The organism is Floridaenema evergladense BLCC-F167, from assembly GCF_041929205.2.
GTDB classification, from domain to species: Bacteria; Cyanobacteriota; Cyanobacteriia; order Cyanobacteriales; family Aerosakkonemataceae; genus Floridanema; species Floridanema evergladense.
Genome location: NZ_CM171625.1, coordinates 4,737,049 through 4,760,591 on the forward strand (window position 1 = coordinate 4,737,049; position 23,543 = coordinate 4,760,591).

At 39.2% G+C, this 23,543-nt stretch carries 24 protein-coding genes and 2 pseudogenes; 5 read left to right on the top strand and 21 right to left on the bottom strand.

Annotated elements, in window-relative coordinates; genetic code table 11:
* Positions 1–15: 15 nt before the first annotated feature.
* Positions 16–102 (bottom strand): annotated as a pseudogene (locus tag ACE1CA_RS23105) (IS200/IS605 family transposase); the annotation flags it as partial.
* Between the two features lie 216 nt (positions 103–318).
* Between ACE1CA_RS23105 and ACE1CA_RS23110 the strand changes: the two are divergent.
* Positions 319–627 (top strand): annotated as a pseudogene (locus ACE1CA_RS23110) (transposase); the annotation flags it as partial.
* Between the two features lie 99 nt (positions 628–726).
* Here ACE1CA_RS23110 and ACE1CA_RS23115 read toward each other — a convergent pair.
* The 5 genes from ACE1CA_RS23115 to ACE1CA_RS23135 all read right to left on the bottom strand — a co-directional run bounded on the left by ACE1CA_RS23115 (position 727) and on the right by ACE1CA_RS23135 (position 3,702).
* Complete coding sequence (locus tag ACE1CA_RS23115; protein WP_413278243.1) at positions 727–2,154, bottom strand: GUN4 domain-containing protein; 1,428 nt, start codon at positions 2,152–2,154, stop codon at positions 727–729.
* A 1-nt stretch (position 2,155) separates the two neighbouring features.
* On the bottom strand, positions 2,156–2,569 hold the full coding sequence (locus tag ACE1CA_RS23120) for a Pepco domain-containing protein (protein WP_413278244.1): 414 nt from the start codon (positions 2,567–2,569) through the stop codon (positions 2,156–2,158).
* Between the two features lie 102 nt (positions 2,570–2,671).
* Entirely contained in the window at positions 2,672–3,055 is a 384-nt protein-coding gene (locus ACE1CA_RS23125) for a hypothetical protein (RefSeq protein ID WP_413278245.1), read from the bottom strand.
* Between the two features lie 47 nt (positions 3,056–3,102).
* On the bottom strand, positions 3,103–3,501 hold the full coding sequence (locus ACE1CA_RS23130) for a nuclear transport factor 2 family protein (protein ID WP_413278246.1): 399 nt from the start codon (positions 3,499–3,501) through the stop codon (positions 3,103–3,105).
* 69 nt (positions 3,502–3,570) lie between these two features.
* Positions 3,571–3,702 carry an adenylate/guanylate cyclase domain-containing protein gene (locus tag ACE1CA_RS23135; protein WP_413278247.1) on the bottom strand — a complete coding sequence of 44 codons (132 nt, stop codon included), beginning with the start codon at positions 3,700–3,702 and terminating at the stop codon, positions 3,571–3,573.
* A gap of 46 nt (positions 3,703–3,748) precedes the next feature.
* On the opposite strand from ACE1CA_RS23135, the gene ACE1CA_RS23140 reads away from it, so the two are divergent.
* Positions 3,749–4,444, top strand: coding sequence for a DUF547 domain-containing protein (locus ACE1CA_RS23140; protein ID WP_413278248.1), 696 nt, complete (start codon positions 3,749–3,751; stop codon positions 4,442–4,444).
* Between the two features lie 9 nt (positions 4,445–4,453).
* Here the strand turns inward: ACE1CA_RS23140 and ACE1CA_RS23145 are convergent, their stop codons facing one another.
* Complete coding sequence (locus tag ACE1CA_RS23145) at positions 4,454–5,185, bottom strand: TIGR04283 family arsenosugar biosynthesis glycosyltransferase (RefSeq protein WP_413278249.1); 732 nt, start codon at positions 5,183–5,185, stop codon at positions 4,454–4,456.
* A gap of 158 nt (positions 5,186–5,343) precedes the next feature.
* On the opposite strand from ACE1CA_RS23145, the gene ACE1CA_RS23150 reads away from it, so the two are divergent.
* Entirely contained in the window at positions 5,344–6,261 is a 918-nt protein-coding gene (locus tag ACE1CA_RS23150) for an NmrA family NAD(P)-binding protein (RefSeq protein ID WP_413278250.1), read from the top strand.
* Positions 6,262–6,313: 52 nt separating this feature from the next.
* Here the strand turns inward: ACE1CA_RS23150 and ACE1CA_RS23155 are convergent, their stop codons facing one another.
* From ACE1CA_RS23155 to ACE1CA_RS23190, 8 genes are all read right to left on the bottom strand, one after another.
* A complete protein-coding gene (locus tag ACE1CA_RS23155) occupies positions 6,314–9,139 on the bottom strand; it encodes a CHAT domain-containing protein (RefSeq protein WP_413277647.1) in 2,826 nt (941 codons plus the stop codon).
* A gap of 28 nt (positions 9,140–9,167) precedes the next feature.
* A complete protein-coding gene (locus ACE1CA_RS23160; protein ID WP_413277648.1) occupies positions 9,168–9,536 on the bottom strand; it encodes a hypothetical protein in 369 nt (122 codons plus the stop codon).
* 3 nt (positions 9,537–9,539) lie between these two features.
* The gene (locus tag ACE1CA_RS23165; RefSeq protein WP_413277649.1) at positions 9,540–10,019 is read right to left on the bottom strand and encodes a hypothetical protein; all 480 of its coding nucleotides are present in this window, start codon (positions 10,017–10,019) and stop codon (positions 9,540–9,542) included.
* A gap of 48 nt (positions 10,020–10,067) precedes the next feature.
* Complete coding sequence (locus ACE1CA_RS23170; RefSeq protein ID WP_486517498.1) at positions 10,068–10,721, bottom strand: hypothetical protein; 654 nt, start codon at positions 10,719–10,721, stop codon at positions 10,068–10,070.
* 25 nt (positions 10,722–10,746) lie between these two features.
* Positions 10,747–11,037 carry a patatin-like phospholipase family protein gene (locus tag ACE1CA_RS23175; protein WP_486517499.1) on the bottom strand — a complete coding sequence of 97 codons (291 nt, stop codon included), beginning with the start codon at positions 11,035–11,037 and terminating at the stop codon, positions 10,747–10,749.
* Between the two features lie 18 nt (positions 11,038–11,055).
* On the bottom strand, positions 11,056–11,418 hold the full coding sequence (folB, locus tag ACE1CA_RS23180; protein WP_413277651.1) for a dihydroneopterin aldolase: 363 nt from the start codon (positions 11,416–11,418) through the stop codon (positions 11,056–11,058).
* Between the two features lie 9 nt (positions 11,419–11,427).
* Positions 11,428–12,351 carry a bestrophin family protein gene (locus ACE1CA_RS23185; RefSeq protein WP_486517500.1) on the bottom strand — a complete coding sequence of 308 codons (924 nt, stop codon included), beginning with the start codon at positions 12,349–12,351 and terminating at the stop codon, positions 11,428–11,430.
* A gap of 110 nt (positions 12,352–12,461) precedes the next feature.
* Entirely contained in the window at positions 12,462–13,775 is a 1,314-nt protein-coding gene (locus tag ACE1CA_RS23190; RefSeq protein WP_413277653.1) for a glutamate-5-semialdehyde dehydrogenase, read from the bottom strand.
* 79 nt (positions 13,776–13,854) lie between these two features.
* Here ACE1CA_RS23190 and ACE1CA_RS23195 point away from each other — a divergent pair, with 79 nt between their 5' ends.
* Both ACE1CA_RS23195 and ACE1CA_RS23200 read left to right on the top strand, forming a co-directional pair.
* Positions 13,855–14,655 carry an ABC transporter permease gene (locus ACE1CA_RS23195; RefSeq protein ID WP_413277654.1) on the top strand — a complete coding sequence of 267 codons (801 nt, stop codon included), beginning with the start codon at positions 13,855–13,857 and terminating at the stop codon, positions 14,653–14,655.
* Positions 14,656–15,408: an ABC transporter ATP-binding protein gene (locus ACE1CA_RS23200; RefSeq protein WP_413277655.1), complete on the top strand. Its 753-nt coding sequence runs from the start codon at positions 14,656–14,658 to the stop codon at positions 15,406–15,408. It abuts the gene before it with no gap.
* On the opposite strand, the gene ACE1CA_RS23205 is transcribed toward ACE1CA_RS23200, so the two are convergent.
* The 6 genes from ACE1CA_RS23205 to ACE1CA_RS23230 form a co-directional block, all read right to left on the bottom strand.
* The gene (locus ACE1CA_RS23205; RefSeq protein ID WP_413277656.1) at positions 15,400–16,620 is read right to left on the bottom strand and encodes a M64 family metallopeptidase; all 1,221 of its coding nucleotides are present in this window, start codon (positions 16,618–16,620) and stop codon (positions 15,400–15,402) included. The two genes, ACE1CA_RS23200 and ACE1CA_RS23205, sit on opposite strands and share 9 nt — an antisense overlap.
* An 89-nt stretch (positions 16,621–16,709) precedes the next feature.
* Positions 16,710–17,546: a nucleoside triphosphate pyrophosphohydrolase gene (gene mazG / locus ACE1CA_RS23210; protein ID WP_413277657.1), complete on the bottom strand. Its 837-nt coding sequence runs from the start codon at positions 17,544–17,546 to the stop codon at positions 16,710–16,712.
* 124 nt (positions 17,547–17,670) lie between these two features.
* Positions 17,671–18,255, bottom strand: coding sequence for a hypothetical protein (locus ACE1CA_RS23215; protein ID WP_413277658.1), 585 nt, complete (start codon positions 18,253–18,255; stop codon positions 17,671–17,673).
* Between the two features lie 78 nt (positions 18,256–18,333).
* Positions 18,334–19,578: a type II secretion system F family protein gene (locus ACE1CA_RS23220; RefSeq protein ID WP_413277659.1), complete on the bottom strand. Its 1,245-nt coding sequence runs from the start codon at positions 19,576–19,578 to the stop codon at positions 18,334–18,336.
* A 161-nt stretch (positions 19,579–19,739) separates the two neighbouring features.
* Complete coding sequence (locus ACE1CA_RS23225; RefSeq protein WP_413277706.1) at positions 19,740–20,846, bottom strand: type IV pilus twitching motility protein PilT; 1,107 nt, start codon at positions 20,844–20,846, stop codon at positions 19,740–19,742.
* A gap of 220 nt (positions 20,847–21,066) precedes the next feature.
* Positions 21,067–23,061, bottom strand: coding sequence for a GspE/PulE family protein (locus ACE1CA_RS23230; RefSeq protein WP_413277660.1), 1,995 nt, complete (start codon positions 23,059–23,061; stop codon positions 21,067–21,069).
* Positions 23,062–23,543: the final 482 nt, after the last annotated feature.

Genomic DNA, 23,543 nt, shown 5'->3' on the forward strand with positions numbered 1-23,543 from the left:
TAGAGAAATTTTAGCTTTTTGAATATCTGGTGTAATTAAAGGTAATCTATCCCAAGTTGCCCAAACGCAATGCAAATACAATTGGGTGAAATTTGACCTCATTTTCTTTTACCTTGCCAGTTCTTGGTGAATGGAATGCAGGAATATAGGGCGAATGGAATTCGCAGCTACACAAACCAAGTCCGCCTACGCGGACTAAAGAATTTTTGGGTATATTGCTATACCTGTTAGCATCGTACCATTTTTTCAACCCGCGCAGGCGGGTTTCGTTTGTGTAGCCGCGAATTCCATTCGCCCCAAACTCCCGCTATGATTTCAAGCAATTATGGCATTCACGATAGATTAGGCAATGATGGAATTACTCAATGGCATCCCGCTTTTTTGTCTTTGGGTAAAACCTTGGATGAATGCGCTGCTAAATATCGGGGTTTCTGTAAAAAATACCGCCCCCTGCCAAAATCAGACAAGAAAAATCTTATGGGTAGTCGTCTGTTAGCGGGAATGAAATTTAAATGCAAAGCCAAAAAATCCTCCCCTGGACAGATGTGCTTTCCTTGGGGCGAGTGGGAAGCAACTGACCCGGAAATTGCAGGAGTGGCAGAAAAGTTTGTTCAGGCTAATTCCTAATCCGACCTCGGTGCCAGGTATCGGAAACCCAGAATCCTCATAGCTTCGTGGAAATTCCCTCTGTTGCAATTCTTAAAAATTTTCCGAAAGCCTTATAGGTTAGAATCCCCTAAAGTATTGATGCGAAAAAAGAGACGAGATCAACGTCCATGCCTCATAGTAAGCAACCCTTCTTATAAAGGGGAGATACCCTACACGGGCATTGAGGAAGAAAGTGAGGTCAGAGTAAGATTTTGAATATTCATCCCAGCCAACGCGATCGTAGAAGTCCTTGTATCCCGTCCTGACACTTTCCCAAATGCGCTTTTGTACAGAAAAACCAAAGCGCCCATTGCTGTATTTTACCCAAAGTCGGTCAATAGTGCTTAAATCCTCACAGGGAAAATTTTTGATATCATCGTCTCTCAGCCAACCTTCTTCTTCTCGTTTGGCTACTTTACACATCACCCTTCCCGTTTCTTCATCAGCCTCTTGCCACTTTCCCGCAGCAAGTAACTGTTGCAAATTGCTGTAATCTACTCCCACCGCCGAAACAAGTTTAACAGAAATACTTTCCGCCGAAACAAGTTTAACAGAAATACTTTTTTGTTTGGCAAAATCAGATCCAAAAGCTACTTGTGAATTTTGCAATAATGCGATTCTTTGAATTGCTTTAATCGCATCCATATCAGTACCAGAAGCACCAGCTAAAACCCGAATCCATAACCGTTCTGCTAATTCCAAATTCCCTTCGACTTCAGCTTGATAAGCATCAATTTTGAGTGTAGCAATATCTGTTATAGTTGCGTATTGGCGTAACAGAATCAAGTGAGACCTAGTGATAGGTTCGGCAATAGTATAAGGCGTTTGCCGCTCTTTTTCATTTCTATGATTGCGAATAATTTCCGGCACTCGCCTAGTTAAATAATGGTTCAAGTTTTCCACAGTCGCGCATTTTCCTTTAACGCCTAAACCTTCCAGCAACGCATAAGTAAAAGCACCTTGTTGTAATTCCTCAATTTCAAAAGAATACTCATTCGGACTACAAGAAAAAATGCTTATAACTCCTGTTTGCCTTGCTATTTCAGCCGTTTGACTACCAATTCTTTCCCCAGAACGAGTTCCAGATTTCCGGCAAGCATCCAAAATTAGGATAACATTATCAGCACCGCAACAACGCAGGCGTTCAGTAATATAATTAATCGAAATAGCAGTTTTTTCAATATCTCCCGGATCTCCATCAGAAGGCATTAGGTAATCCCGTTCTTGGTGGCGCGTTCCATGTCCGCTGAAGAAAAACCAAAAGTTATCCCCATTCCCCAAAATAGGTTTTTCAAACCGCAATACACGTAACAAGTTTGTACGGGAAGGACGAGTTGATTGACCGTCAACATCCGGCGAATCATCAGAAAAGAAAAAAACTTTCTCAAAACCTGCTTCTTTACAGAGAAATTCCTGCATTAGCTGTGCATCCTGCTTGGCATAATTTAGCGGTTGCAGGTTATCATATTTATTGATGCCAATTAATAACGCCCAATTCTTCGCCATCTTAACTTTGTGTTCTCCGTTTAAACCTCAGCAAAACCGTTCTTGTATTGGCAAGTTTAGCCCCCATTCCCACTAAGCTGACTGAACCCTCAGCAGTGATACCGACGGATAACTCAACTTCTGATAACTCCATTGTTTTCATTTGCGCTTCCGCATCAGCACGGGTAAACATTTCATCTACCTGCTTCATAAAATTAGCGAGTTCTTTCTCTAATTTCTTGATGCTAACATCGTGAATACTCAACCCACCCGCCTGTTTGTCATCTTTCGGCGGTGTCGAGTCTTGCGGGTGCACTTCTCCATAAGACCAATGTGCAGTTGATTCTACCCCACTTTTTCTGCCATCCGCAGCAGGTGGTTGTGGTTCTTGGCTGAAAGTATCGTAAGTAACAATTTTAATAGTTTCGTCTGACATAAGTGCTGAGAACTGGTAACACCTTATCTTAGTAATTCAAGGTACTAGCAAGCTCAACAGGATAAAAAGTTTATTTCTTCAAAAATTCGCTCAAAATATATTTTAATAACCTTCTAACCACTGAACTAAAATGGATGCTGTCACACTTTTTTCAACAGCGTAACTTTCCCCAAGTTCATGATACAAATACGCTTGTTGATTAGCATCAGTAGGGCAAATTAGTCGGACTTCACATTCAGGTTCTAATTTGCTCCATGTCAACCGAATACTACCTTGCTCATCCGTCGAAGCCGAAGCTCTGGGAAAACTATCACCCATTATTTCATAAGCTTCAACAACCAAGCGCATCGCCAATTTAAAAGCTGATTGGCTTGGTTGTAAAATCCCATACTCATCTGTTTCATCCTCTTCTAGGAGAGCAATAAGTCGTTTCAATGTCACTGCAATATCACTACTAGAAGGTTTTGCTGAGTGAGAAACGGTCATAAAACTTACTCAATTTAAGTTGGTTTTCTTCGTTATTCTAAAATAACCTAATTCGATTTCCCATCACTACCGAAATATTCTCGATATCCGCAAATTTTATCTCCGCGAATATCGAAAGAAGCTGCAACCCGATTTTTATAAGGTTCTCCTAGTAATTTCCCTTCGTCTAAGAACTCAAAAACAACTGTTGTATCGCTACTAGTTATTCGTTCTACAGAAGTGATCGAAAGTCCGCCAACGAAAGATTCAGAAACGTATTCTAAAAATTCTTTGGCTTTCGGTTTACCAATGTTTAATCCGTGATATTTACCCATTGGAAACCAAAAGGTAAAATCATCAGTCAGCATATTTAAAAATTCGTCCCATTCTCCGGTTTTCAGTCCATGAGTTAAGTGAGAAAATGCTTTTTTACCAACTTCCAAAGTTTTTTGCTGTTGTTCTGTCATAAAGGTACTGCTGTTTTTCCATTAAAATTTTTCAACAAGGATAAGTTTATTCTTTTCTAAACCGTGCTTTTATGTCAAGCGATCGAACGCAGAAAAAATCTCATTGGGTAATGCTACAAGTTCAGTGAGAGTTACCTTTTCTGAAAGCTCAGTAAACTTGACTAAATCAGCAAATAAAATTGTGACTGCGGTATCGAACATCTATGCTATCTTTAGTATTTAAGCGATCGCTATTTTAACTTTAATCATGATTGACTTTACTATTTGGGATCGACTTTTGCGGCAATACGTAGATGACTTTGGTCGTGTTAATTACCTTAGTTGGAAGAAAGAAAACCATCAAAGTCTTAATAATTGGTTAAAAGATTTGGAAGATTTGAATTATTCGCCCTCTTCTAATGCCAATGAACAATTAGCATTGTGGATAAATCTTTACAACGCTTTCACTATTTCAACGATTTTAGGACGTTATCCAATTAAATCAATTTTGCCTAAATTTTTGGGAATTTCTAATTGGTTAGCTTTCTTGTGGTTTTTTAATCGCCCAGCTTATAAATTTGCTGGAAATCGTTACAGCTTAGGAAAAATAGAGCATGGAATTTTGCGAAATCAATTACAAGATCCCCGCATTCATTTTGCCATTGTTTGCGCTTCTATTGGTTGTCCTTTATTACGAAATAGCGCTTATTTTCCAGAAACAGTGCAAGAGCAATTAGCAGAAGATGCAAGTCGTTTTATTAATAACCAGGAAAAAGTGCGCTATGATTCCCAAAATAGAATCCTGTTTTGTAGCAAAATTTTTAAGTGGTATCGCCAAGATTTCCTCGCAGTTTCTCCGACAATTCCTGATTTCATTCGCACTCATTTAAAAACTGATTTACCGATCGATGCCCAAACTCCGATCGCTTATTTACATTATGATTGGAGTTTAAATGAACAATAGACAAAAAGTTTAGCGAATATCTTGATAAAACTTATTCAAATATTCTGGAGAGACACCCAACCCCCATAAAATGCCAATGTAAAGATAGATAGCTGTAGCTTTTAAAGAACCCCAATGGGCGACTCTGCGATCGCTACTTTGCACAATCCGATTTACTTGTTTAATTCTGCCTTTTTGCAATAATTTCAAACACAAATCTGCTTCTTCCATAATCGGAATATTAACATCAAAACCCCCCGTTTCTAAAAAATCAGTGCGACGGCAAAACATCACTTGATCGCCAAACAAAAGTCGCAACCCTTTAACAAACAAATGCGGTTTAAAAATTAGCGGCGCATAATATGTTTTGAGATAGTTATGTAAAGAAATTCCCCAACGAGTTGTAGTAGCACCTGTCATTAAAGAAATGAATCCACCACAGGCAATATTTTTGTTATTTAATGTTTGTTCTATTACCGTAACTAAGTCATCAGGAACTAAAGTATCGGCGTGTAAAAAGCACAGAAAATCTCCGGTAGCAGTCAAAGCACCTTGATTCATTTGTCGAGAACGTCCCCGTTTTTCGCAAGTAATAACTTGCACATTTGCTGTTTTAGCAATAGTAATTGTTTCATCTTTACTCCCACCATCAACTATAATTATTTCTTTAGCTGGAGGATCGAGCAAACTGAGGTTTCGTAAAGTTCGACCTAAGCAGCTTGCTTCATTCAAAGTGGGGATAATAATGCTAACGTAGGACATCAAGAAAGTTTTATCAGGATTGCGTTTAGCTATATTGGAATACTTTTAAGCTTGTTTCGTCAAGAGGTTTTTAAATTTTAGTAAGATAAATCTTTAGAGGTATGCGATCGCACTCAGAAATAATTAAAATCTGCGTGTTGAGAATCGTTGTAAACATCATGAATTCTCCTAATTTTAACATCAATAAAGTATTGCTAATTGGTGTTACAGGTGGCACTGGTGGAAACGTAGTCAAGGGATTTTTGGAACAAGAAATCACCAATCTGCGTGCTACCACCCGAAAAATTGACCTGAATCGCCCTTCTTTAGCCAAAATAAATGATGCCGGAGTCGAACTTTTCGAGGCTAATTTAGATGATGAAAAATCTCTAGAAGCTGCCTTTTCAGGAATTTCTCATGTTTATTGTCATGCCACTTGCGCTGATTTGTCTAAAGCCGATCCTTTAGAAATAGAAAGAGCCAAGCGAATTGCCGAAATTGCTAAACGAAATAACATCAAACATTTTGTTTATAATTCCGCAGGTGGGGCGGAAAGAAATTCAGGAATTGGTCATATTGAACAGAAATATAAAATAGAACAAATATTGCAAGAAACAGGTTTACCAACTACCATGTTGCGTGCTTGTCTGTTCATGGAAGAATTTTGGAAAAAGTACACAAGACCATCAATTCTCAAAGGTAGTTTTCCCTTTTCTATTCAGCCAAATAAACCCTTACATCTAATTACAACAAAAGACTTGGGTCGGGTGGCTGCTTATGTGATGAAACATCCCGAAAAATATATTGGCAAAAAGATTGAACTTGCTGGCGATTTGCTAACACCAAAACAAATGGCAGCAGAGTTTTCCCAAGTACAAGGAATTCCGGTAATTCATAAAGAAATACCTGCTTGGATTTTCTTACTTTTCCTTAGAAAAGAACTGTTTGATTTAATTCAGTGGTATCGAAATAAAGGTTATCAAGCTGATGTTAAGTATTTAAGAGAAGAGGAATTTCCCGGATTATTGACTACTTTTAAGGAATTTTTGCACGAGACTAATTGGGCTAACAAGGAACTCACTTATGAATCTCTATAAGTACGTAGTTGCGCTTTAGCGCTCTTCTTTGGCGCTAAAGCGCAACTACGTACTACAAGCCATTACCAATTAATACAAAAGCTGCCCAATAATAGGGGTGATTTAGGCGATCGCTAACTGTAGCTGCTAAACTACTACGAGTAGGCTGGGCAGTAACAATTCTCCCTCTTTGTGCAGTTGTTAGAGAAGTTTTACTATTAATTAAAGCAATTTGTGCGCGTCTTAATGCTTCGGCTTTACTGATATTTCCCTTGCGTAATTCAGTGTAAAAAGTATCCATTAAAACTTGAGTTCCTCCATCAGAAACTGACCATAAAGAAGCAATTGTAGCCTTCGCCCCAGTTAATTGCATTTGATAACCAAAACCTAAAATTTCTTCTCCATTTCCTAATTGTCCGCCAATTCCTGTTTCGCAAGCACTCAAAACTACTAATTCTACATTTGGTAATGACCAAGTTTCTACATCGCGCAATGTTACTCGACTTCCATCACCAAAAAGTATAAAAGAATCTTGCGGCTGACCAATCACAAAAGCAGCATGAGTTGCTAAATGAATGATGTTATATTCATTTAATTTTGGAATAGTAGATGGAGGTGTAAAATCCCTATCTATCAATTTAGTAGTACTGGGAATTATGGCAGCTAAATTTTCTACTTCTCGCCCCGCAAAAGGTAAACCAGCAAATGTTAATTGACGACTTCCAATAGTAAAATTGTAACTACCTTGAGTAAAAGCTGCGGCTAAAATTCTTAATTGAGGAATATTTCTACTATTAAAATCAGTCAAGCTTGCAGAAGTAATATTATTAATACTAAATCGCTCAATTAACCACTGTTTACCATCATACAAAGCTGCTATAGGAATATAACGTAATTGTCCATCTGGAGCGTAAATTATTGTTTGGGTTTGAGCTTGATTTAAATCATTTTCTATTGGTTTAATCAGTAAATTATATAATTGGTTTGCTGGAGTTTTAGCATCAGCATTAGCTTGTTGTAAAGCTAAACGAAATTCTACAATTAACCGATTTAACTCTTGACGTTTTATGTTAACGGTGCGGCGAATTGGTGGAGAATAACTGGTTACTAATACTAGTTCTAATCTATCTTCTAATATTAAAGGATAAAGTAAAACAGCGTTTTCTGATAACTGCTTTAGTTGAGCTTGTAATTTATTGAGAGTTCGTAAATTGAGATTTTCACCACTTGTAGTTTGATTAAGTTTTTGTGTTAAGGCAATGACTGCGGGGCTATTAATAAAGTTATTAAATTCGGCGCGAATTTGTTGTTGAATTTGAATTAAATCGGCAATTCTTTTTTGTTGCTCAGGTGTGCGGTTAGCTTCCGGGATTTTTTGTAGTTTACTCAGTTCTTTGCCTAATTCAATAGCTTTGTTTTGCAGAGCAAGGTAATCAGTTTGTACTTTTTGTTCTTGAGGCAATAAGTCTACTCCTTGTGCGTTTTGCTCGTTACCTCTAATTTTTTTAAAGTAATCTTCTAATTCTTGAACTTTGAGTAAGTCTAAAACTTGTTGAGCTTCTAAAACTCGATCTTGTTGTAACAATAAATCGGCTAAAGAGCGATAAATATCGGCGACTTTAGCTGTGTATGAACGCTGTTGTTCTGATGATAATTTGCTTAATCCAGAACGAATTGACTCGGTAACGTTAACTGCTTGTTTATAAAAAAATATTGCTAATTCAGGTTTTTTTTGGATTTCCAAAAGTTGGGCGATGTTACTAAGTGTAGTTCTTTCAAAGTTCCGATTACCAACTTCTTTGATAATTGTTAATGCTTGTTGGTAAGAGTCGAAAGATTGCTGATATTGACGCTGATTTTTATAAATTGTACCAATGCTGTCGAGGGTGTTACCTTCATTAGTCCGATCGCCAATTTCCTGAAAAATTCCTAAAGCTTTCTGAAGATTTGCTAAAGCTAAAGAATATTTTCCTAAATTATCATAAACTAAACCCATATTGTTTAATGTTAAGGCTTCTCCTGAGCGATCGCTTACTTCTTTCCTTACCTGCAAAGCTTGTTGATAGTATTCCAAAGCTTGAGTATATTTCTGCTGTTGATCGTAGATATATCCAATATTATGTAAAGTCGTGCCTACGCCTGATTTGTCGTCAATTTCTTGGCGAATTGCTAAAGCTTTTTGGTAAAATGTTAATGCTTGCGAAGATTGCCCCAGTTGATTGTAAATCAAGCCGATATTATTTAATATAGCAGCTTCCCCTTGACGATTTCTGATTTCTGGCGTTTGAAAAATTACTAAAGCTTGCTGATAATTTGCTAAAGCACGGGGATAATCTGCCAAAGCTTCATAAATTAAACCCATATTATTTAAAGTACGTCCTTCCCCAAGTTTATCTCCAATTTCGCGCCGAATTTGTAGAGTTCGCTGGTAAAATTCCAATGCTTGCTGATAGTTTCCCTGTTGTAAATAAACTCCGCCAATGCTATTTAGAATGCTACCTTCGCCACTTCGATCGCCTATTTCTCGACGTAAATTTAAAGCTTGCTGATAGTAATTTAATGCTTGACGAAACTCGCCTAAGCGATCGTAACAAGAACCAATTCTAAAAACTGTTATTGCTTCACCTTCTTTGTTGCCAATTTTCTGATAAATCTCTCGCAATTTATTGAAGGTATTAATTGCTTCTTGATACTGACGATTAGCAAATTGTTGCTCGCCTATTTGTAAAAGTTGTTCTGCTTGTCTAGCTGGATTAATTTGAGAATCATCTGCATCATCCAGAATTGTACTATCTTCCACAGGTTCAGGAGATACAACATCTTCTACTGCTGAACTAAGTTTAGGAAATCCAGCTAAGATGATAGAAATTAATGTGAGAATTAGGAAAGGCGATCGCATATTAATTGTTAAATTTAATCTTACAAATTTACTTTTTTAATTTCTTTTCTGCCTCTCCTAAACTTTTCTGATACTCTACTATTTTTTGTTGAGAAAGTTTATAATTGCGATCGGTTTTTGGCACAGATTTCATTAACTCGATCGCCTTATTCCATTGATTAACAACTATTTTTAACTCAGCGTCAGTTTTAGCTGACTTTGCTAGATTCGTTGCACTTTTGGCTTGATTAACTGCCTGTTGAAATTGATTTGTATCATCATCTCGCAAGGCAGTTCCTTGAGGAGCAGGTGCAGTTGATAATTCATCATCGCGGAGCAAATTACTTTGTGGAGCAGCACCACAAGCACTCACTACACAAGCCAGCATAGAAACGAAAATTACTAAGTTATATTTCATAATTCACTTATCAGAAGGTTCTAAATCAGGTATGTTTGTATTATAAGCTCCTGGCGGAAATTTAGTTGTAGGTGTGCTACAAGCTAGATACTTATTATTAATAGAAATTACTACAACTGGATTGGTGCTACAGGAGACTGGAGTTAAGCCTTCTTTAGCCAAAAAGCTAGAAATTTTGTTAGTAACACTCACCGAAATTGCTTGAGTTGGTTGATTAGAAACTAACACCCAAGGCAGCTGAGTTTGATTAATTTGTCTTTCATCATCCCTTAAAATATTACCTTGAGGAGCAGGCCCAGGCAAAGGAATATTCACAGTTGGCGATGACTGACTTTGATTAATTGTTCTATCTTTATCCCTTAAAATATTACCTTCAGGAGCAGCCCCAGTTGTTCGTGCAGATAATTTTGTTTGGGAAAGAAGAGTCAGCCAGAAGACGAACAAAGCACTGACTATATTAATGCACTGTGAATGTCGATACATGACAAAACCTCCATGAAAACATCTGTAGATATTTATAGATTAGATTTATTAAGAGCTAATTTGTTCCAAAAAGGTTGCTAGTAAATCTCTATTTTGTTGTAAATAAATTTCAGTCGCTGTAATTAACCGATTTATATTTTCATCGCTGACATCATCTATAACATCTATTATGATTTTAGGTTGCAAGCGAAAATAACGAGAAGAGGCTTCATTTCCCATTTCTGGAGGACTCATAACTTCCCTACTAATGTAATCATTAACATCAGCAGAAGCATCCATAAGTACTTCAATTAAACGCCCTTGCCATATCCACTGAATTAATCCCCAAGAGCGAACTTTGGTAAAAGGAATTGGTTGAGTCATGTCTCCTGTGCCAATAGAAAGAACAGCAATATCTTTGATCGGATTTTCTAGTCGTAATGCTTCTGCAACTGCACAAGCTGAAGGGTTATTTGCACCGATACCACCATCAATTAATGAATATGTTTTTGATTCAGTTGTTAGTAAATGTGCGGGAAAGAAAGTTGGTGCTGATGATGAAGAAACGCATACTTCCCAGAGGGGTGTATTAATCCAAGGTTTGTATGTTTGCCAGTTCTTAAAAACTATGAATTCTCGATCGAGCGTATCGTAAGCTGTAATCAGTAATCTTGGTGATTTAATATCTCCTAATTTAGTGTTACCAAATTCACTTTGTAACACTTCAATTAAACCTCGACCGGAATATTTAGGTGCAGAAAGTCCATATTTTGAAAATTAAACTTAACCTTTGTAGTGAAAAAAGACTAGTGTAAGGAAAAATAATTTTGCCTTTACTGCGATAAAGTTGAATAATTTGTTCGCTGCTTCTACCTAGTGCGATCGCACTTGCTAAAATTGATCCAGTAGAAGTACCTGCAATTAAATCAAAATATTGATTCAAAGGCTTTTTGACAATCTTTTCTACTTCTGCCAAAATCACAGCTTCAATAACACCACGAATTCCTCCACCATCCAGACTCAATATGCGAAAAGACATCTTTTTATCTTCCTTAAATTAATTATTTCGCACCCTGGTAATATCGATCGTAATCTTACCGCCGAAATCGGGAATTGGGGCAGCAGGTTTGGTTAATCTTACTCTAACTTGGCTCACTTTAGCTGATTCTAGGATACTCGCTGCGATCGCTTCTGCCAACCTTTCCACCAAAGCAAACTTAGCAGTTTTCACCAAATTTTTTACCTTTTCAATTGTTGTGCGATAATCCAAAGTATCGGCAATAGCGTCACTTTTTCCCGCCTGAGTTAAATCTAACCACAAAGTAACATCTACCTCAAACCATTGCCCTAAAACCTGTTCTTCTGGTAAATAACCAGTGTAACCGTAACAGCGAATCCCAGTAATTTCAATTGAGTCCATAAAGATTACCTAGACTAAATTTTCTAGTTCATTCTCTGAATTATTACTATCAAACAAAGTTATTATATCTTCTAGATTACTTTGAATTGTTCGACAAATTTGGTCTAATGGTAAGTCATTTGGATCGTAACCAAACGGTTCTTGAATTTCATTACCTATCTCTTCAATACCAAACAAAGCAAAACTAATTAAAAATACTAGAAAAGCTGTTAACCATTCGGAATTAACTACTAATTGAAAAGGCAAAAAGAAACAATATATCAGTAATAATCGCTTTAAATAAATCACATAAGCTAAAGGAATCGGAGTATTTAATATTCGTTCGCAGCCAGTCAAACCTTCTACTAGGTTATCTATTAATTGATTCATTGCTGTTAGCTGATAAGAATTTAAACAACCCTTTTCCCCCTGTTTATGAAGGTAATCTCCTAGCCAACGGATAATTTCTAATGGTGGATTTTTTACCTGTTTTAGCTTGACTAATTCTGTGGGAGTTAGCCAGGGTTCTAATTCTTCTGTTACTGTTTCTCTTCGTAAATGTAATTTAGTCGCAATAGCAAAAGCTACTAATAGCTTTAATTGGTAATTTTTCTCGGTTTTATCTGTTTCTTCCTCTGCGGCAACAGCCGTGTAAATTTGTCTGGCTAAACTGCGAATATTGATAACTAATGTTCCCCAAGCTTTGCGCCCTTCCCAAAAGCGATCGTAAGCTGTATTAGTGCGAAAGACCAACAGTAAACCCAAAATTAAACTAAATACTACGTTAGTAGTAATTGTTCCTAAATTATGCCAAGGTAAGGGAATTTTCCAATAATAAATTAAGGAAATTATTAGTCCGAATAAGCTGCAAACAAAAGCGCGAGGTAGTACTTTAATTGCCACCGAACCTTTTAATTGCAAAGCCATTTTAAACCAATTCATTGTTTCATTCATTAAATTTATTGAATTGTCAAAGAGACTGGGGGACTGGAGAAAGTTTTGAGTTTGTAGAGGCAATTCATGAATTGCTCCTACTTGCTTGCGTCTGTACACCTCTGCCTCTTTCACTCTAGGGGTAAATCTTGATGATGGAAAGGTTTGGCATTCTTACCACTATAACTTTCGACAATGTGACCATCTCCAGTTAATTGATATTTGTATGTTACCAATCCTTCTAAACCAACAGGCCCTCGCGGAGGCATTTTTTGGGTGCTAATTCCTACTTCTGCGCCAAAGCCATAACGATAACCATCAGCGAAACGAGTCGAACAATTATGGTAAACTCCAGCTGCGTCAACTTGGGCAAGAAAAAGTTTAGCAACGTTGTTATCTTCGGTGACGATCGCATCAGTATGCCGAGAACCATAAGTGTTAATATGAGCGATCGCATCCTCCACACAATCCACTATCTTAATCGATAGAATCAAATCGCTATATTCCGTCGCCCAATCACTTTCCGTTGCTGGCAACATTTCTACAATTTCTCTAGCGCGATCGTCCCCCCGCAATTCTACTTTCCGTTCCCTTAAAACCGCTGCTACCAAAGGCAAAAAACTTGGGGCAATTGATTTGTGAATTAACAAAGTCTCGATCGCATTACAAGCCGCTGGATATTGCGTTTTCGCATCAATAGTAATCTCTACCGCCTTAGTAATTTCCGCCGCCCGATCGACATATAAATGACAAATTCCCTCAGCGTGCCCCAAAACTGGAATTCGCGTATTTTCCTGCACAAAGCGCACAAAACTATTAGAACCTCTAGGAATAATTAAATCTACATATTCATCCAACTTTAATAATGCAGAAATTTCCTCTCTAGTCGTCAGCAACTGCACCACATTTGGCGAAACTTCGCTTTTTGCCAACCCGAAACGAATCGCTTTTACCAAAGCATCACAAGAACGAATTGCTTCTTTTCCACCTTTAAGAATTACCCCATTCCCAGATTTTATTGCCAAACTAGAAATTTGCATCACAGCATCAGGACGGGCTTCAAAAATTATCCCCAAAACGCCCAAAGGACAGCTAACTCGCTTTAAAATTAATCCCCGATCCAACTGGCGATGAATTTCCAGCTTTCCTACAGGATCGGGTAAACGTCCGACATCGCGTACCCCTGCGATCGCACCTTTTAGCTTAGTCTCATCCAACTTTAGCCTCGCATAAAGGGATTTTGAGATTCCTTCCGCCTCAGCTGCTTGACAATCGGCACTATTCGCAGTCAAAATCTCAGGCATCATCGATTCTAACGCTTGGGCGATCGCTTCAATAGCATCATTCCTAGCAGCAGCAGAAAGCATCGCCAATTCTCTTGCTGCTTGGCGTGTATGTTGGGCAATCTCAATTAGCGAACTCGAAGCTATTTGGGAAACAGTCATGGACATTACTCAAGAAAGCAGCGTATAGTCCAAGCTTAGTACAAGAATGGTCTTTCAGAGATAGGGTGAAGTGGTGCGAGTGAGTAAAACATTAATTTTTCAGGATGCTAACCTAGTCCGCTATCTGGAATTGTTGCAGGTATTGGTAACGCGCAATCTCAAAGTCCGTTATCGCGGTTCAATTTTAGGCATATATTGGTCATTGCTAAATCCCTTACTAATGACCGCAGCTTATACCACAATTTTTGGTATGGCATTTTTAAAATATTACGACAATTCCCTGGTCAATTATATGTTAGAAGTGTTTGCTGGGTTAGTGGTAATTAACTTTTTTTCTGCTTCCACTACTCAAGCATTAACTAGTGTGGTATGTAACGGGGGATTGTTAAATAAAATTCGCTTGCCAATCAATGTTTTTCCCATATCAATGATTGCCGCAAATGTCTTTCAGTTTGTCTGCGGTTCCTTGCCATTTTTAGTAATTGCCACATTAGTAACTTCCCAAAGTTTAATTAATGTGTTAGCTTTGATACTGCCATTATTATCCTTAGTTTGCTTTTGTGCAGGAGTGGGATTACTTGTTAGTGCTTTATTTGTTTTCTTTCGAGATTTACCATATTTCTACGAATTAGTAGTTTCCCTAATTTGGTTTAGTTCTCCGGTATTTTATCCAATTGAGATTGTTCCGGCAAATATTCGCCCAATTTTAGCCCTCAACCCTCTCACCTGGATTATTGGCAGTATTCGTCAGATTGCCTTATCAGGAGAATTACCAGACCTCAGCTTGGCGGGCACTTCTTTATTAACTAGTTGTGTTATTTTAGCTGTAGGATGTAAATTGTTTTATAATTGGCGATCGCAATTTATGGATTTATTATAAATGCAAGCAATCTGCTTAGAACAAGTGTCTTTATGGCGCAGAACCCAAGAAGAATTTTCTTACGACTTGAAGAAAACAATTTTGTCTGTTTTGGAAGGGAAATATCATAAACCCATCAAAAAATTAGTCTTAGACCGGGTTGATTTAAGCATAGCAACAGGCGAAAAAGTAGGAATAATTGGTGTCAACGGTTCTGGTAAATCTACCCTGTTAAAAGTGATTTGTGGAATTTTAAAACCAACTCACGGTCAGGTAAAAGTTCGAGGCAAAATTGCGCCGATGATTGAATTAGAAGCAGGTTTTGACCCAGATTTATCTGTATTAGACAACATTATTTTGTATGGGGTAATGCTGGGATTTTCTCCAAAGCAAATGCACCAAAAAGTCAACTCAATATTAGCTTTTGCTGAGTTAGAAGACTATGTTTCAGTACCCTTAAAAGCTTTATCATCAGGGATGGTAGCAAGGTTGGGTTTTGCGATCGCCACTGATATCGAACCAGATATTTTAATTTTAGATGAAGTGTTAGCAGTCGGCGACGAAAGATTTAAAAAGAAATGCAAACAACGTCTAAAAAATTTCTGGGATGCTAATGCTACAGTTTTATTAGTATCCCATGAATTGAATTTAGTTGAGCAATTTTGCGATCGAGTAATTTGGTTAGAACAAGGTAAAATTAAATGTACTGGTTCAGCCAGCGAAGTAATTGATTACTATCGAAATATGGTCAATTTAACACTAAGTTTAAGATAAATTGCCTTTTCTCTCACAACTAACCAAAGCGAAAATACAGATAGTTAACAACCCTAACAAAGTTCCAGGTTCAGAAACTCGTTTGCGAACCGAAACCTCTACATTCCAAGTGATAGTTTGCTCTAAACGATTGCGGTTAACTCTTACCCAATCAGTGGGATCGAATGCTTTAGCCGTGATTTTGTAAAACCCAGGATCGAAACCATAATTTGCCAAATCAAACCACTGATTTATAGCACCAGGGATTAAAATATCATTCACATACCAATTAACATTAATCACACTGGGATCGATCGGCTTTATCCAAAGTTGTTCAGGATTCAATAAAATATTACTATTATCCAGCCAACTGTCCAAAGGGTCTACTAAATCATAAATATCTAAAATAATCTTTTCTCGACTCACCGCATCAAAAGGTTGACCCAAACTCCGCATTTTTGAATTCAAAGAAGGTCGAAATAAACCTTTTTCATAAAAACCAGCACCCTCATAAGCACCAATAACTCCAATCCCCGGTTGAACGTAACCTAACCACTGCGACCACTTATCACCTGTGGGAGATTTAGTAATATTAATTGCTGCGGGTTCTGCGCCAGTATAAATTGCTGAATCGTCATAATCATATTCATCAGCTAACTTATTAAAGCTATGTCCTAATTCATGAAGTGCAATTTCTGTAGCGTTGCTATTTCCACCCGCATAAACACTAAAATTTCCCCCACCACCTCCATATCTAGTATCATTAACTGTCACTAAACGAACTTCTGCTAATGAAGGATCGGGTAAGTTATTTGTTATAGCTTGGTAAGCTTTTGTTTCATTGACATAAAGTAACCGTTCCGTTACTCCGTCAAAATAGTAACTTGCATCTAATTCAGTATTGCGAAAAATGCCTTGGGGAGGAACATCTGCTCCCCTTTCCTGAGAAATAGTATCTACACGGTAAACGTTGAAAAAGTTTTTGTATCTGGGATAGGGATTTTCATTGCTAAAAAACATCCAATTGAGCATGGAATTAATATCAGCGTTGTAGCTGGTATTAATATCTGCTGCTGTGTACCCATCTCCCAGAAAAACTATATCAACTCGGTTACTTGATGGCCCATTATCCCACAGTTTTAGGTAAGCGCCTTGAGCGATCGTAGGGATTCCCAGCACCACACTGACAGTAACAGCAGATAATTTCAGGTATTTTAATACAAATCGTAACATTAATCCTCCGCAAATCTACTGCTACTATTCAACAGTAAATTTAGCGATTACATAGCTAATTAGTCAATTGTTTTAGAAAAGAAAAGTTATCATTCGGTACGATCGCCACTTGTTTGCTCTTTTTGCGCCGCCAACTTAGCCTTTGCTTGTTGCCAAAGTTGTTCCAACTCTTCTAAAGAATAATCCGAAAGCGGGCGGTCTGTCGCCGCCTCCATCTTAACAATTCTCTGGACAAAGCGTTGATTTGTTCCTTGCAAAGCTGCCGCTGGGTCTAATTCATACCACCTTGCCAAATTAATTATTACAAATAACAAATCGCCTAATTCTTCCTGTTGCCGTTCCTTAGTTTCATGTTGAATGGAGTATCTAAACTCTGCCAATTCTTCATTAAACTTTTCCCAAACATCCTCAATTTTGTCCCATTCAAAACCCACAGCCGCTGCTTTTTGGGAAATTTTCATTCCCGCAGTTAAAGGTGGCAAAGTTCGAGCGTAACGACTAAGTTTCGTACTGAGTAATTGTTGCTTATCTGGAGTTTCTCCCTTTTCATCTGCTTTAATTTGTTCCCAATTTTGTCGCACTTCTTCAACACTTTCTACAGCCACATTCCCAAAAACATGAGGATGTCTGCGAATTAATTTTTCAGTAATTCCTTCAACTACTTCTTTGATGGTAAATTGACCAGATTCACTAGCAATTTGTGATTGTAAAACTACTTGTAAAAGTAAATCTCCTAATTCTTCTGCGATCGCACTTTTATCCTCACACCTAATCGCATCTACAACTTCATAAGCTTCTTCAATTACATAAGGAATTAAAGATTGCGGAGTTTGCACTAAATCCCAAGGACAACCACCATTAGGCGATCGCAACTTCGCCACCACATCAATTAACTTTTGCCACGCCGCTACCGAATCTTGCGCCATTATACCCCACTCCAAAAAGTACAAATTGTTGAGGACTTACGCAACTTAACCAACTAATCAACAGCGTAAGTCCCCGTATTTAGCTATGTAACCTGTTCCGCATTTAAATTCAATTTCCCTACTCCTAAGTTGCTGGAGTTTCAGGAGATAAAGCAGGTGGAATTTCCTCCTGAACTACAGTCAAAGTTTGCACCACAAACGGTAAATAAGCACCCTTTAAACCCGATTTAATTCGCTCTGGAGTTTCTGCATAAATTACAAACAGTGGATGTACTTTATCTGCCCCTTCACTCAAAATATGATTGTACCGGGAAGGCATCACCCACTCGTAACCATTATCCAAATAAACCTGAGTTTGTCGCCATCGATTTAACAGTTCGGAAAACTCTTCATCGGGACGATGGATAAACACTAAAATTTCTGCACCCGTTTTAATTTTCCATTCCGGGTCACACATTAAAATTGCTACATCGCAGGGTAAACAAGTTGCTTGTCTTCCTGGTTTTACTACACCACTATGTTTCGTTGATGTGATGCTTTGACTTAAGCGCACGATCGGCAAAGGGATAGTAATCAAACTTTCTTGCGGTCGGCGCAGACTAGGAATTAGCTCAAAATAGGGTCGATGTTGCTTCAGTAGCTCGATCGCCCCTATTTGACTACTATATTCTGCGAGTAACTCTTCGTAATGAAATTGTTGTATCGACATTTTCCTGTCTGGAACTGCGATGGTTTGCCAAATTCTTTTCTTATTTTAGATAGCCCAAACAAACGGCATCTCTATCGATTAGCCTAACTTATCGAACACTGCAAACATCGGCAGATACATTGACAACAGAATTGCACCCACAATACAAGCAATCCCCACCATCATCAGTGGTTCTAGGACACTTGTCAGAGCTTTTACAGCTTGCTCAACTTCATCTTCATAGAAATCGGCAACCTTCATCAACATTTTGTCAATTTCTCCCGTTTCTTCCCCAATACTAATCATTTGAATCGCTAGAATAGGGAATACTTTTTCTCGCTGCAAAGCAATACTAATCATCCCCCCGCCCTGGATTTCTTTTCGCGCCGATTCGATCGCATTAGAAATTACCACATTACCCGCCGTATCCCGCACAATTTCCAAAGAAGTTAAAATTGGTACCCCAGAACGAGTCAAAGTCCCAAAAGTACGGCAAAAACGTGCTACAGCAGTCTTTTCCGTTAAATCACCAAAAATTGGCGCTTTCAGAAAAAACTTGTCAATTTGTAAGCGACCAACCGGAGTTTTGTAATATTGCTTATAGGCAATATTCGCCCCAACAATCACACCAATAACCACAAATACCCAGTAATTTCTTTTCGGTTCTGGCAGGAATGGCCCCCGGAAAATTTCACTAATACCCATCATCATTTGGGTAAATAGCGGCAATTCCGTTCCCAAATCTTCAAAAATTTTCGCAAAAATTGGTAACAGAAATGTCGTCATCCCAATAAAGATTAGAATCGCCAAACTTCCCACCGCCACCGGATAAGACATCGCCGACTTAATTTGGTTTTGTAATCTCGCCGCATCTTCCAGTAACTTCGCAATCCGGTTTAACACTTCATCAAGCACCCCACCAACTTCTCCTGCCTCTACCATTGCCACATAGAGGTTATCAAAGCAATCTGGGTGTTTTCGCATTGCTTCTGCTAGAGCAATCCCTTCATTTACATCCGCACTAATTCCCACCAAAGCTTTTTTCAACTTTGGATTAGTACATTGTTCAGTTAATACCCCCAAAGCTCTCACCAAAGCTACCCCAGCATTTACCATCGCAGCAAATTGACGAGAGAAAATTGCTTTATCCTTGACCGTGATTTTCGCCATTGCGGCTTTAAAATCAAAGTCTTTCAAGTTAAAGCTTTTTGCTTCTTTGAGGTCTTGAATTATCATGCCTTTCTCTCTCAGAAGGGCGCGAGCATCCCTGAGAGATTCGGCAACTACCTTTTCTTTTTTGGCAACTCCTTGAGAGTCCCTAACTTGAGCTAAGAAAGTAGGCATAGTTAACACCAAACTTTTTCTTTAATTTAATTTGTTTATCCGGTAATTGGCTTAAACAGTTATGAGTGAGTTATGAGTTTTGAATATAGAGAAAGTTTTAACTCAAAACTGATAACTCAAAACTTCTTACCTATTACCTAACACAGTTATCCTAACTTAACTTAGTGGGCTGCTCCTACTTTCATTCCAGCTGGTGCAGGCCCGATTAACCTTTGTAATTCATCAGGTTTAGAAGATTTACCCATTGCCGCTTCGTAAGAAATCGCACCAGATTTGTAATGATTGGCTAAGGACATTTCCATCGTTTGCATTCCCAATTTACCTCCGGTTTGAATCGCCGAGTAAATTTGGGAAGTTTTCCCCTCCCGAATTAAGTTAGAAATCGCAGGTGTAATCACCATAATTTCCTGACCCATTACCCGACCAAATTCTCCTGGTTTGGGATTTTGTTTTGGTACTAAGCATTGGCTAAATACAGCTACTAGGGAGTTAGAAAGCATTGCCCGAATTTGGGGTTGTTGAATTGGTGGGAATACGTCTAACATCCGATCGATAGTTTGAGCGGCTGAGTTGGTGTGCAAAGTTCCAAATACCAAGTGACCTGTTTCTGCTGCGGAAATTGCCAAGCCGATCGTTTCTAAGTCCCGCATTTCACCCACTAGAATTACATCTGGGTCTTCCCGTAATGCTGCTTTCAAGGCGTTAGCAAAACTCTTGGTATCTTCGCCTTTTTGCCGTTGGTGAACCAAGCTTTTAATGTTGGGAAATACATATTCGATCGGGTCTTCCACAGTCAGAATATGTTCGTTTCTGGTACGATTGATCAAGTCAATCATCGCCGCCATCGTCGTCGTCTTTCCTGACCCCGTTTGCCCAGTCACCAGCACCATCCCTCTCGGTCTTTCGGTGGCTTCTCGCACCACATCCGGCAACCCTAATTTATCGAAATTCGGAATCTTAGAAGACAAAGCTCGCAAACAAGCCGCCCAAGCCCCCCGTTCCCGGTAAACATTCACCCGAAACCGAGCTAATCCTTTCACCCCGTAAGCACAGTCTAATTCCCAGTTCTGCTCCAAATCCTTCCGTTGCGAGTTATTGAGCATACTGAAAATTAACCTTTGACACTCTTCTGCCGTCAGCGGCTCCTCACCAATAGGCCCCAGTTTACCACTGACCCGGAAATAGACAGGCGCACCAGCTTGGATGTGCATATCCGAGCCGCCCATCTCAATTAATTGTTCCATTATGTCTTCAATCATCATTTCCATTGGCATAAGACTGTCTCCGTAGCAGTAGATTTATTGGATTAGTATTCTTAGTTTGCCCAAATAGTTTTGGTTATTTGTCATCATCTCAGGTCTTTTTGGGAACAGGGATTGGGGAGTGGGGACTAGGGACTAGGAAGAAGATGCACTAACGCGGTGAATTTTTCCATTTCCCTTGTCTTGTTCCAGTCCTCAACTCTCAATTCTTTTCCCTAGAATGAGGCTATTCGCTAAATCTAGGTGTTAGGCAGTAAGGACATTCAATCCACTCCTGTTGTAATCCAGCATCACACACGCGACAGGTAAGAGCGCTCTTGCGTTTAGCTTTTAATTCTGCTTCTAACCCAGAATCAGTGAAGGTGACGCGCTCTACTTCTTCCAAAGTAGTCCGACCTTCCCGCACTAACTGTAAACTGTATGCCAGCAAGGTAATCATGCCTTCTTCTACAGCCGCTTCTTTGATCCGTTCGGTAGGTGCACCTTGGCTAATTAAAAGTTGCAGATTTTCTGTGACTTTTAATACTTCGTAAACCCCAACCCGACCTTTGTAGCCAACGCCTTTACAGGTTTTGCAGATGTTGCGATCGTTGGTGATTCTTTCGGCTGGGGGAATGGTATTAGCCTTGTAAATTAACAGGTCTACATCACCGGATGCTGTTAAACCAAAGCGTGCTAGTTCTTCTGGTGTAGGCGTGTAGGGAATGCGACAATCGACACAAACGCGCCGCATTAACCTTTGTGCCAGTACACCGATTAAAGCACCGGACACCATGAATGGTTCTACGCCCATTTCGTCTAGACGAGCGATCGCACCTGCGGCATCATTGGTGTGTAAAGTAGTTAATACTAAGTGACCTGTGAGTGCCGCTTCGATCGCAGTTTTCGCCGTTTCCTTGTCCCGCGTCTCACCCACCAGGATCACATCAGGGTCTTGTCTTAAGAACGCCCGTAAGGTAGTGGCAAAGTCTAAACCTTTTTCCCGAATTACCTGCACCTGAGTGATCCCGCCTAAAGTGTATTCGATCGGGTCTTCCACCGTACTAATATTTACCCCCGGATCGTTCCGTTCTGCCAACACCGAGTACAAAGTCGTTGACTTACCAGAACCCGTCGGCCCCGTTACCAGAATCAACCCAAACGGACGACTCGCCATCTCTCGGACTAACGCCAAACTATCTGGATTAGTAATTAACTTATCCAACCCCAGCTGAGTCGCCGAGTTATCCAAAATCCGCAACACCACCTTTTCCCCGTAGCGGCTAGGTAACGTACTCACCCGAAAATCGATCTTCCGTCCATTAAACATCCGGCGAATCCGACCATCCTGTGCTTGTCGGCGTTCCGCAATATCCAAATCCGAAATTACCTTAAACCGAGCCGTCACCGCTGGAATAATCTGCTTCGGTAACGGGTCAAATGCCTGTTGCAACACCCCATCCTTGCGGAATCTAACGCGTAAAGTTTCCTCTTGCGGCTCAACGTGAATATCCGAAGCACCTTCCTGCAAAGCCTTAATCAGGATTCTATTCACTAAATTAATAATTGGAGCCGATGATTCTTCACCTTCTTTAAGGTCTTCACCCTCTTCCGGTGCATCTTCCAAACTTTCAATATTTAGCTCATCTAAAATGCCGCTAACATCAGTTTGTTTTTCCCGTTCTCGTTTCTCTAATCTTTCTGCTTCTTCATCTAAATATTTGGTAATCAGGTTTTCATAGTCTTCTCGCGTAATCACCATCCGTTGCAATGCCAACCCTTGAGGCCGTAAAATCCGGTTCAAGTCATCCAAAGCTTCCAGGTCGTCAGGATTGACCATCGCAATCAGCACGCTGGGCGGCTGAGTATCATTTTTAGATAAAGGTACTAAACGATAACGACGACAGATATCGATCGGAATTAAAGTGTCAATCAACTCCCCTAGTTGATTAACGGGCACATCCGTAATTTCGGGGTCAAGAGATTCTACACCGAAGAGAATTTTTAATTCAAACAGCTGCTGTTTCTTGTACTGACGTAATAAGTCAGGGGGTAACTGTCTTCCGGTAAGCGACTCTAAAATTTCTGTTAAAGGTCTTCCTGATGAGCGACTTTCGACCATCGCTTGCTTCATCTGCTCAGGATTAACATAGCCCGCTTGGATCAACTTATTGCCAAAGGGCGAAAAGTTTTGGACGATCACGCTGGTTGAGCGTTTTGGAAATGATGAAGAGTTAGTCATAGCTGATGCAGAAGTTCTCCTTATAGAGTATTCCCAAAAGTTTTTGCCAAATTTTCACCAGACTGGGATCTCGAACACTGAATTTTCCGATCGGGGGACTCCTAAAGAGAAAAATAGCCGCTTCAGGAAGCTACACCTTTTCCTGGGGATACAGTACAAGCTCTCAGTCTGAAATTAAGCTAAACTCACAAAATTACCAATTAATTGGGATTTGCGGTTGTTAGCAGTCCGATTCCTCATAGATGAGCCAGTCAAGGGAGAATATTTTTCTTCTACCTTTCCAAGATGATAGCCTTAACCAACCCTCTAGGTAGAGGCTGGCAATAGATTTTAGGAAAAGTATTACCTTGTTCCTAAAGAGCAAAGTAGAATAATTAACAGGGATTGACTAGTTCGAGAAATTAGACACTAGCTCGATAATGACCCAGAAAAAGTGAGCTTTATTACTGTTTTTTTTGTAAAGTTAAGGGGGAGCTAGCGCA

Bases quoted from the DNA above. Each gene is read 5' to 3' on its own strand.
- ACE1CA_RS23215 (WP_413277658.1), bottom strand. From the start codon at position 18,255: ATGTCGATACAACAATTTCATTACGAAGAGTTACTCGCAGAATATAGT.
- ACE1CA_RS23150 (WP_413278250.1), top strand. From the start codon at position 5,344: ATGAATTCTCCTAATTTTAACATCAATAAAGTATTGCTAATTGGTGTT.
- ACE1CA_RS23155 (WP_413277647.1), bottom strand. From the start codon at position 9,139: ATGCGATCGCCTTTCCTAATTCTCACATTAATTTCTATCATCTTAGCT.
- ACE1CA_RS23175 (WP_486517499.1), bottom strand. From the start codon at position 11,037: ATGTCTTTTCGCATATTGAGTCTGGATGGTGGAGGAATTCGTGGTGTT.
- ACE1CA_RS23165 (WP_413277649.1), bottom strand. From the start codon at position 10,019: ATGTATCGACATTCACAGTGCATTAATATAGTCAGTGCTTTGTTCGTC.
- ACE1CA_RS23135 (WP_413278247.1), bottom strand. From the start codon at position 3,702: ATGTTCGATACCGCAGTCACAATTTTATTTGCTGATTTAGTCAAGTTT.
- ACE1CA_RS23125 (WP_413278245.1), bottom strand. From the start codon at position 3,055: ATGACCGTTTCTCACTCAGCAAAACCTTCTAGTAGTGATATTGCAGTG.
- ACE1CA_RS23205 (WP_413277656.1), bottom strand. From the start codon at position 16,620: ATGTTACGATTTGTATTAAAATACCTGAAATTATCTGCTGTTACTGTC.
- ACE1CA_RS23200 (WP_413277655.1), top strand. From the start codon at position 14,656: ATGCAAGCAATCTGCTTAGAACAAGTGTCTTTATGGCGCAGAACCCAA.
- ACE1CA_RS23220 (WP_413277659.1), bottom strand. From the start codon at position 19,578: ATGCCTACTTTCTTAGCTCAAGTTAGGGACTCTCAAGGAGTTGCCAAA.
- ACE1CA_RS23140 (WP_413278248.1), top strand. From the start codon at position 3,749: ATGATTGACTTTACTATTTGGGATCGACTTTTGCGGCAATACGTAGAT.
- ACE1CA_RS23115 (WP_413278243.1), bottom strand. From the start codon at position 2,154: ATGGCGAAGAATTGGGCGTTATTAATTGGCATCAATAAATATGATAAC.
- ACE1CA_RS23225 (WP_413277706.1), bottom strand. From the start codon at position 20,846: ATGGAAATGATGATTGAAGACATAATGGAACAATTAATTGAGATGGGC.
- ACE1CA_RS23190 (WP_413277653.1), bottom strand. From the start codon at position 13,775: ATGACTGTTTCCCAAATAGCTTCGAGTTCGCTAATTGAGATTGCCCAA.
- ACE1CA_RS23230 (WP_413277660.1), bottom strand. From the start codon at position 23,061: ATGACTAACTCTTCATCATTTCCAAAACGCTCAACCAGCGTGATCGTC.
- ACE1CA_RS23130 (WP_413278246.1), bottom strand. From the start codon at position 3,501: ATGACAGAACAACAGCAAAAAACTTTGGAAGTTGGTAAAAAAGCATTT.
- folB (WP_413277651.1), bottom strand. From the start codon at position 11,418: ATGGACTCAATTGAAATTACTGGGATTCGCTGTTACGGTTACACTGGT.
- ACE1CA_RS23160 (WP_413277648.1), bottom strand. From the start codon at position 9,536: ATGAAATATAACTTAGTAATTTTCGTTTCTATGCTGGCTTGTGTAGTG.
- mazG (WP_413277657.1), bottom strand. From the start codon at position 17,546: ATGGCGCAAGATTCGGTAGCGGCGTGGCAAAAGTTAATTGATGTGGTG.
- ACE1CA_RS23185 (WP_486517500.1), bottom strand. From the start codon at position 12,351: ATGAATGAAACAATGAATTGGTTTAAAATGGCTTTGCAATTAAAAGGT.
- ACE1CA_RS23120 (WP_413278244.1), bottom strand. From the start codon at position 2,569: ATGTCAGACGAAACTATTAAAATTGTTACTTACGATACTTTCAGCCAA.
- ACE1CA_RS23145 (WP_413278249.1), bottom strand. From the start codon at position 5,185: ATGTCCTACGTTAGCATTATTATCCCCACTTTGAATGAAGCAAGCTGC.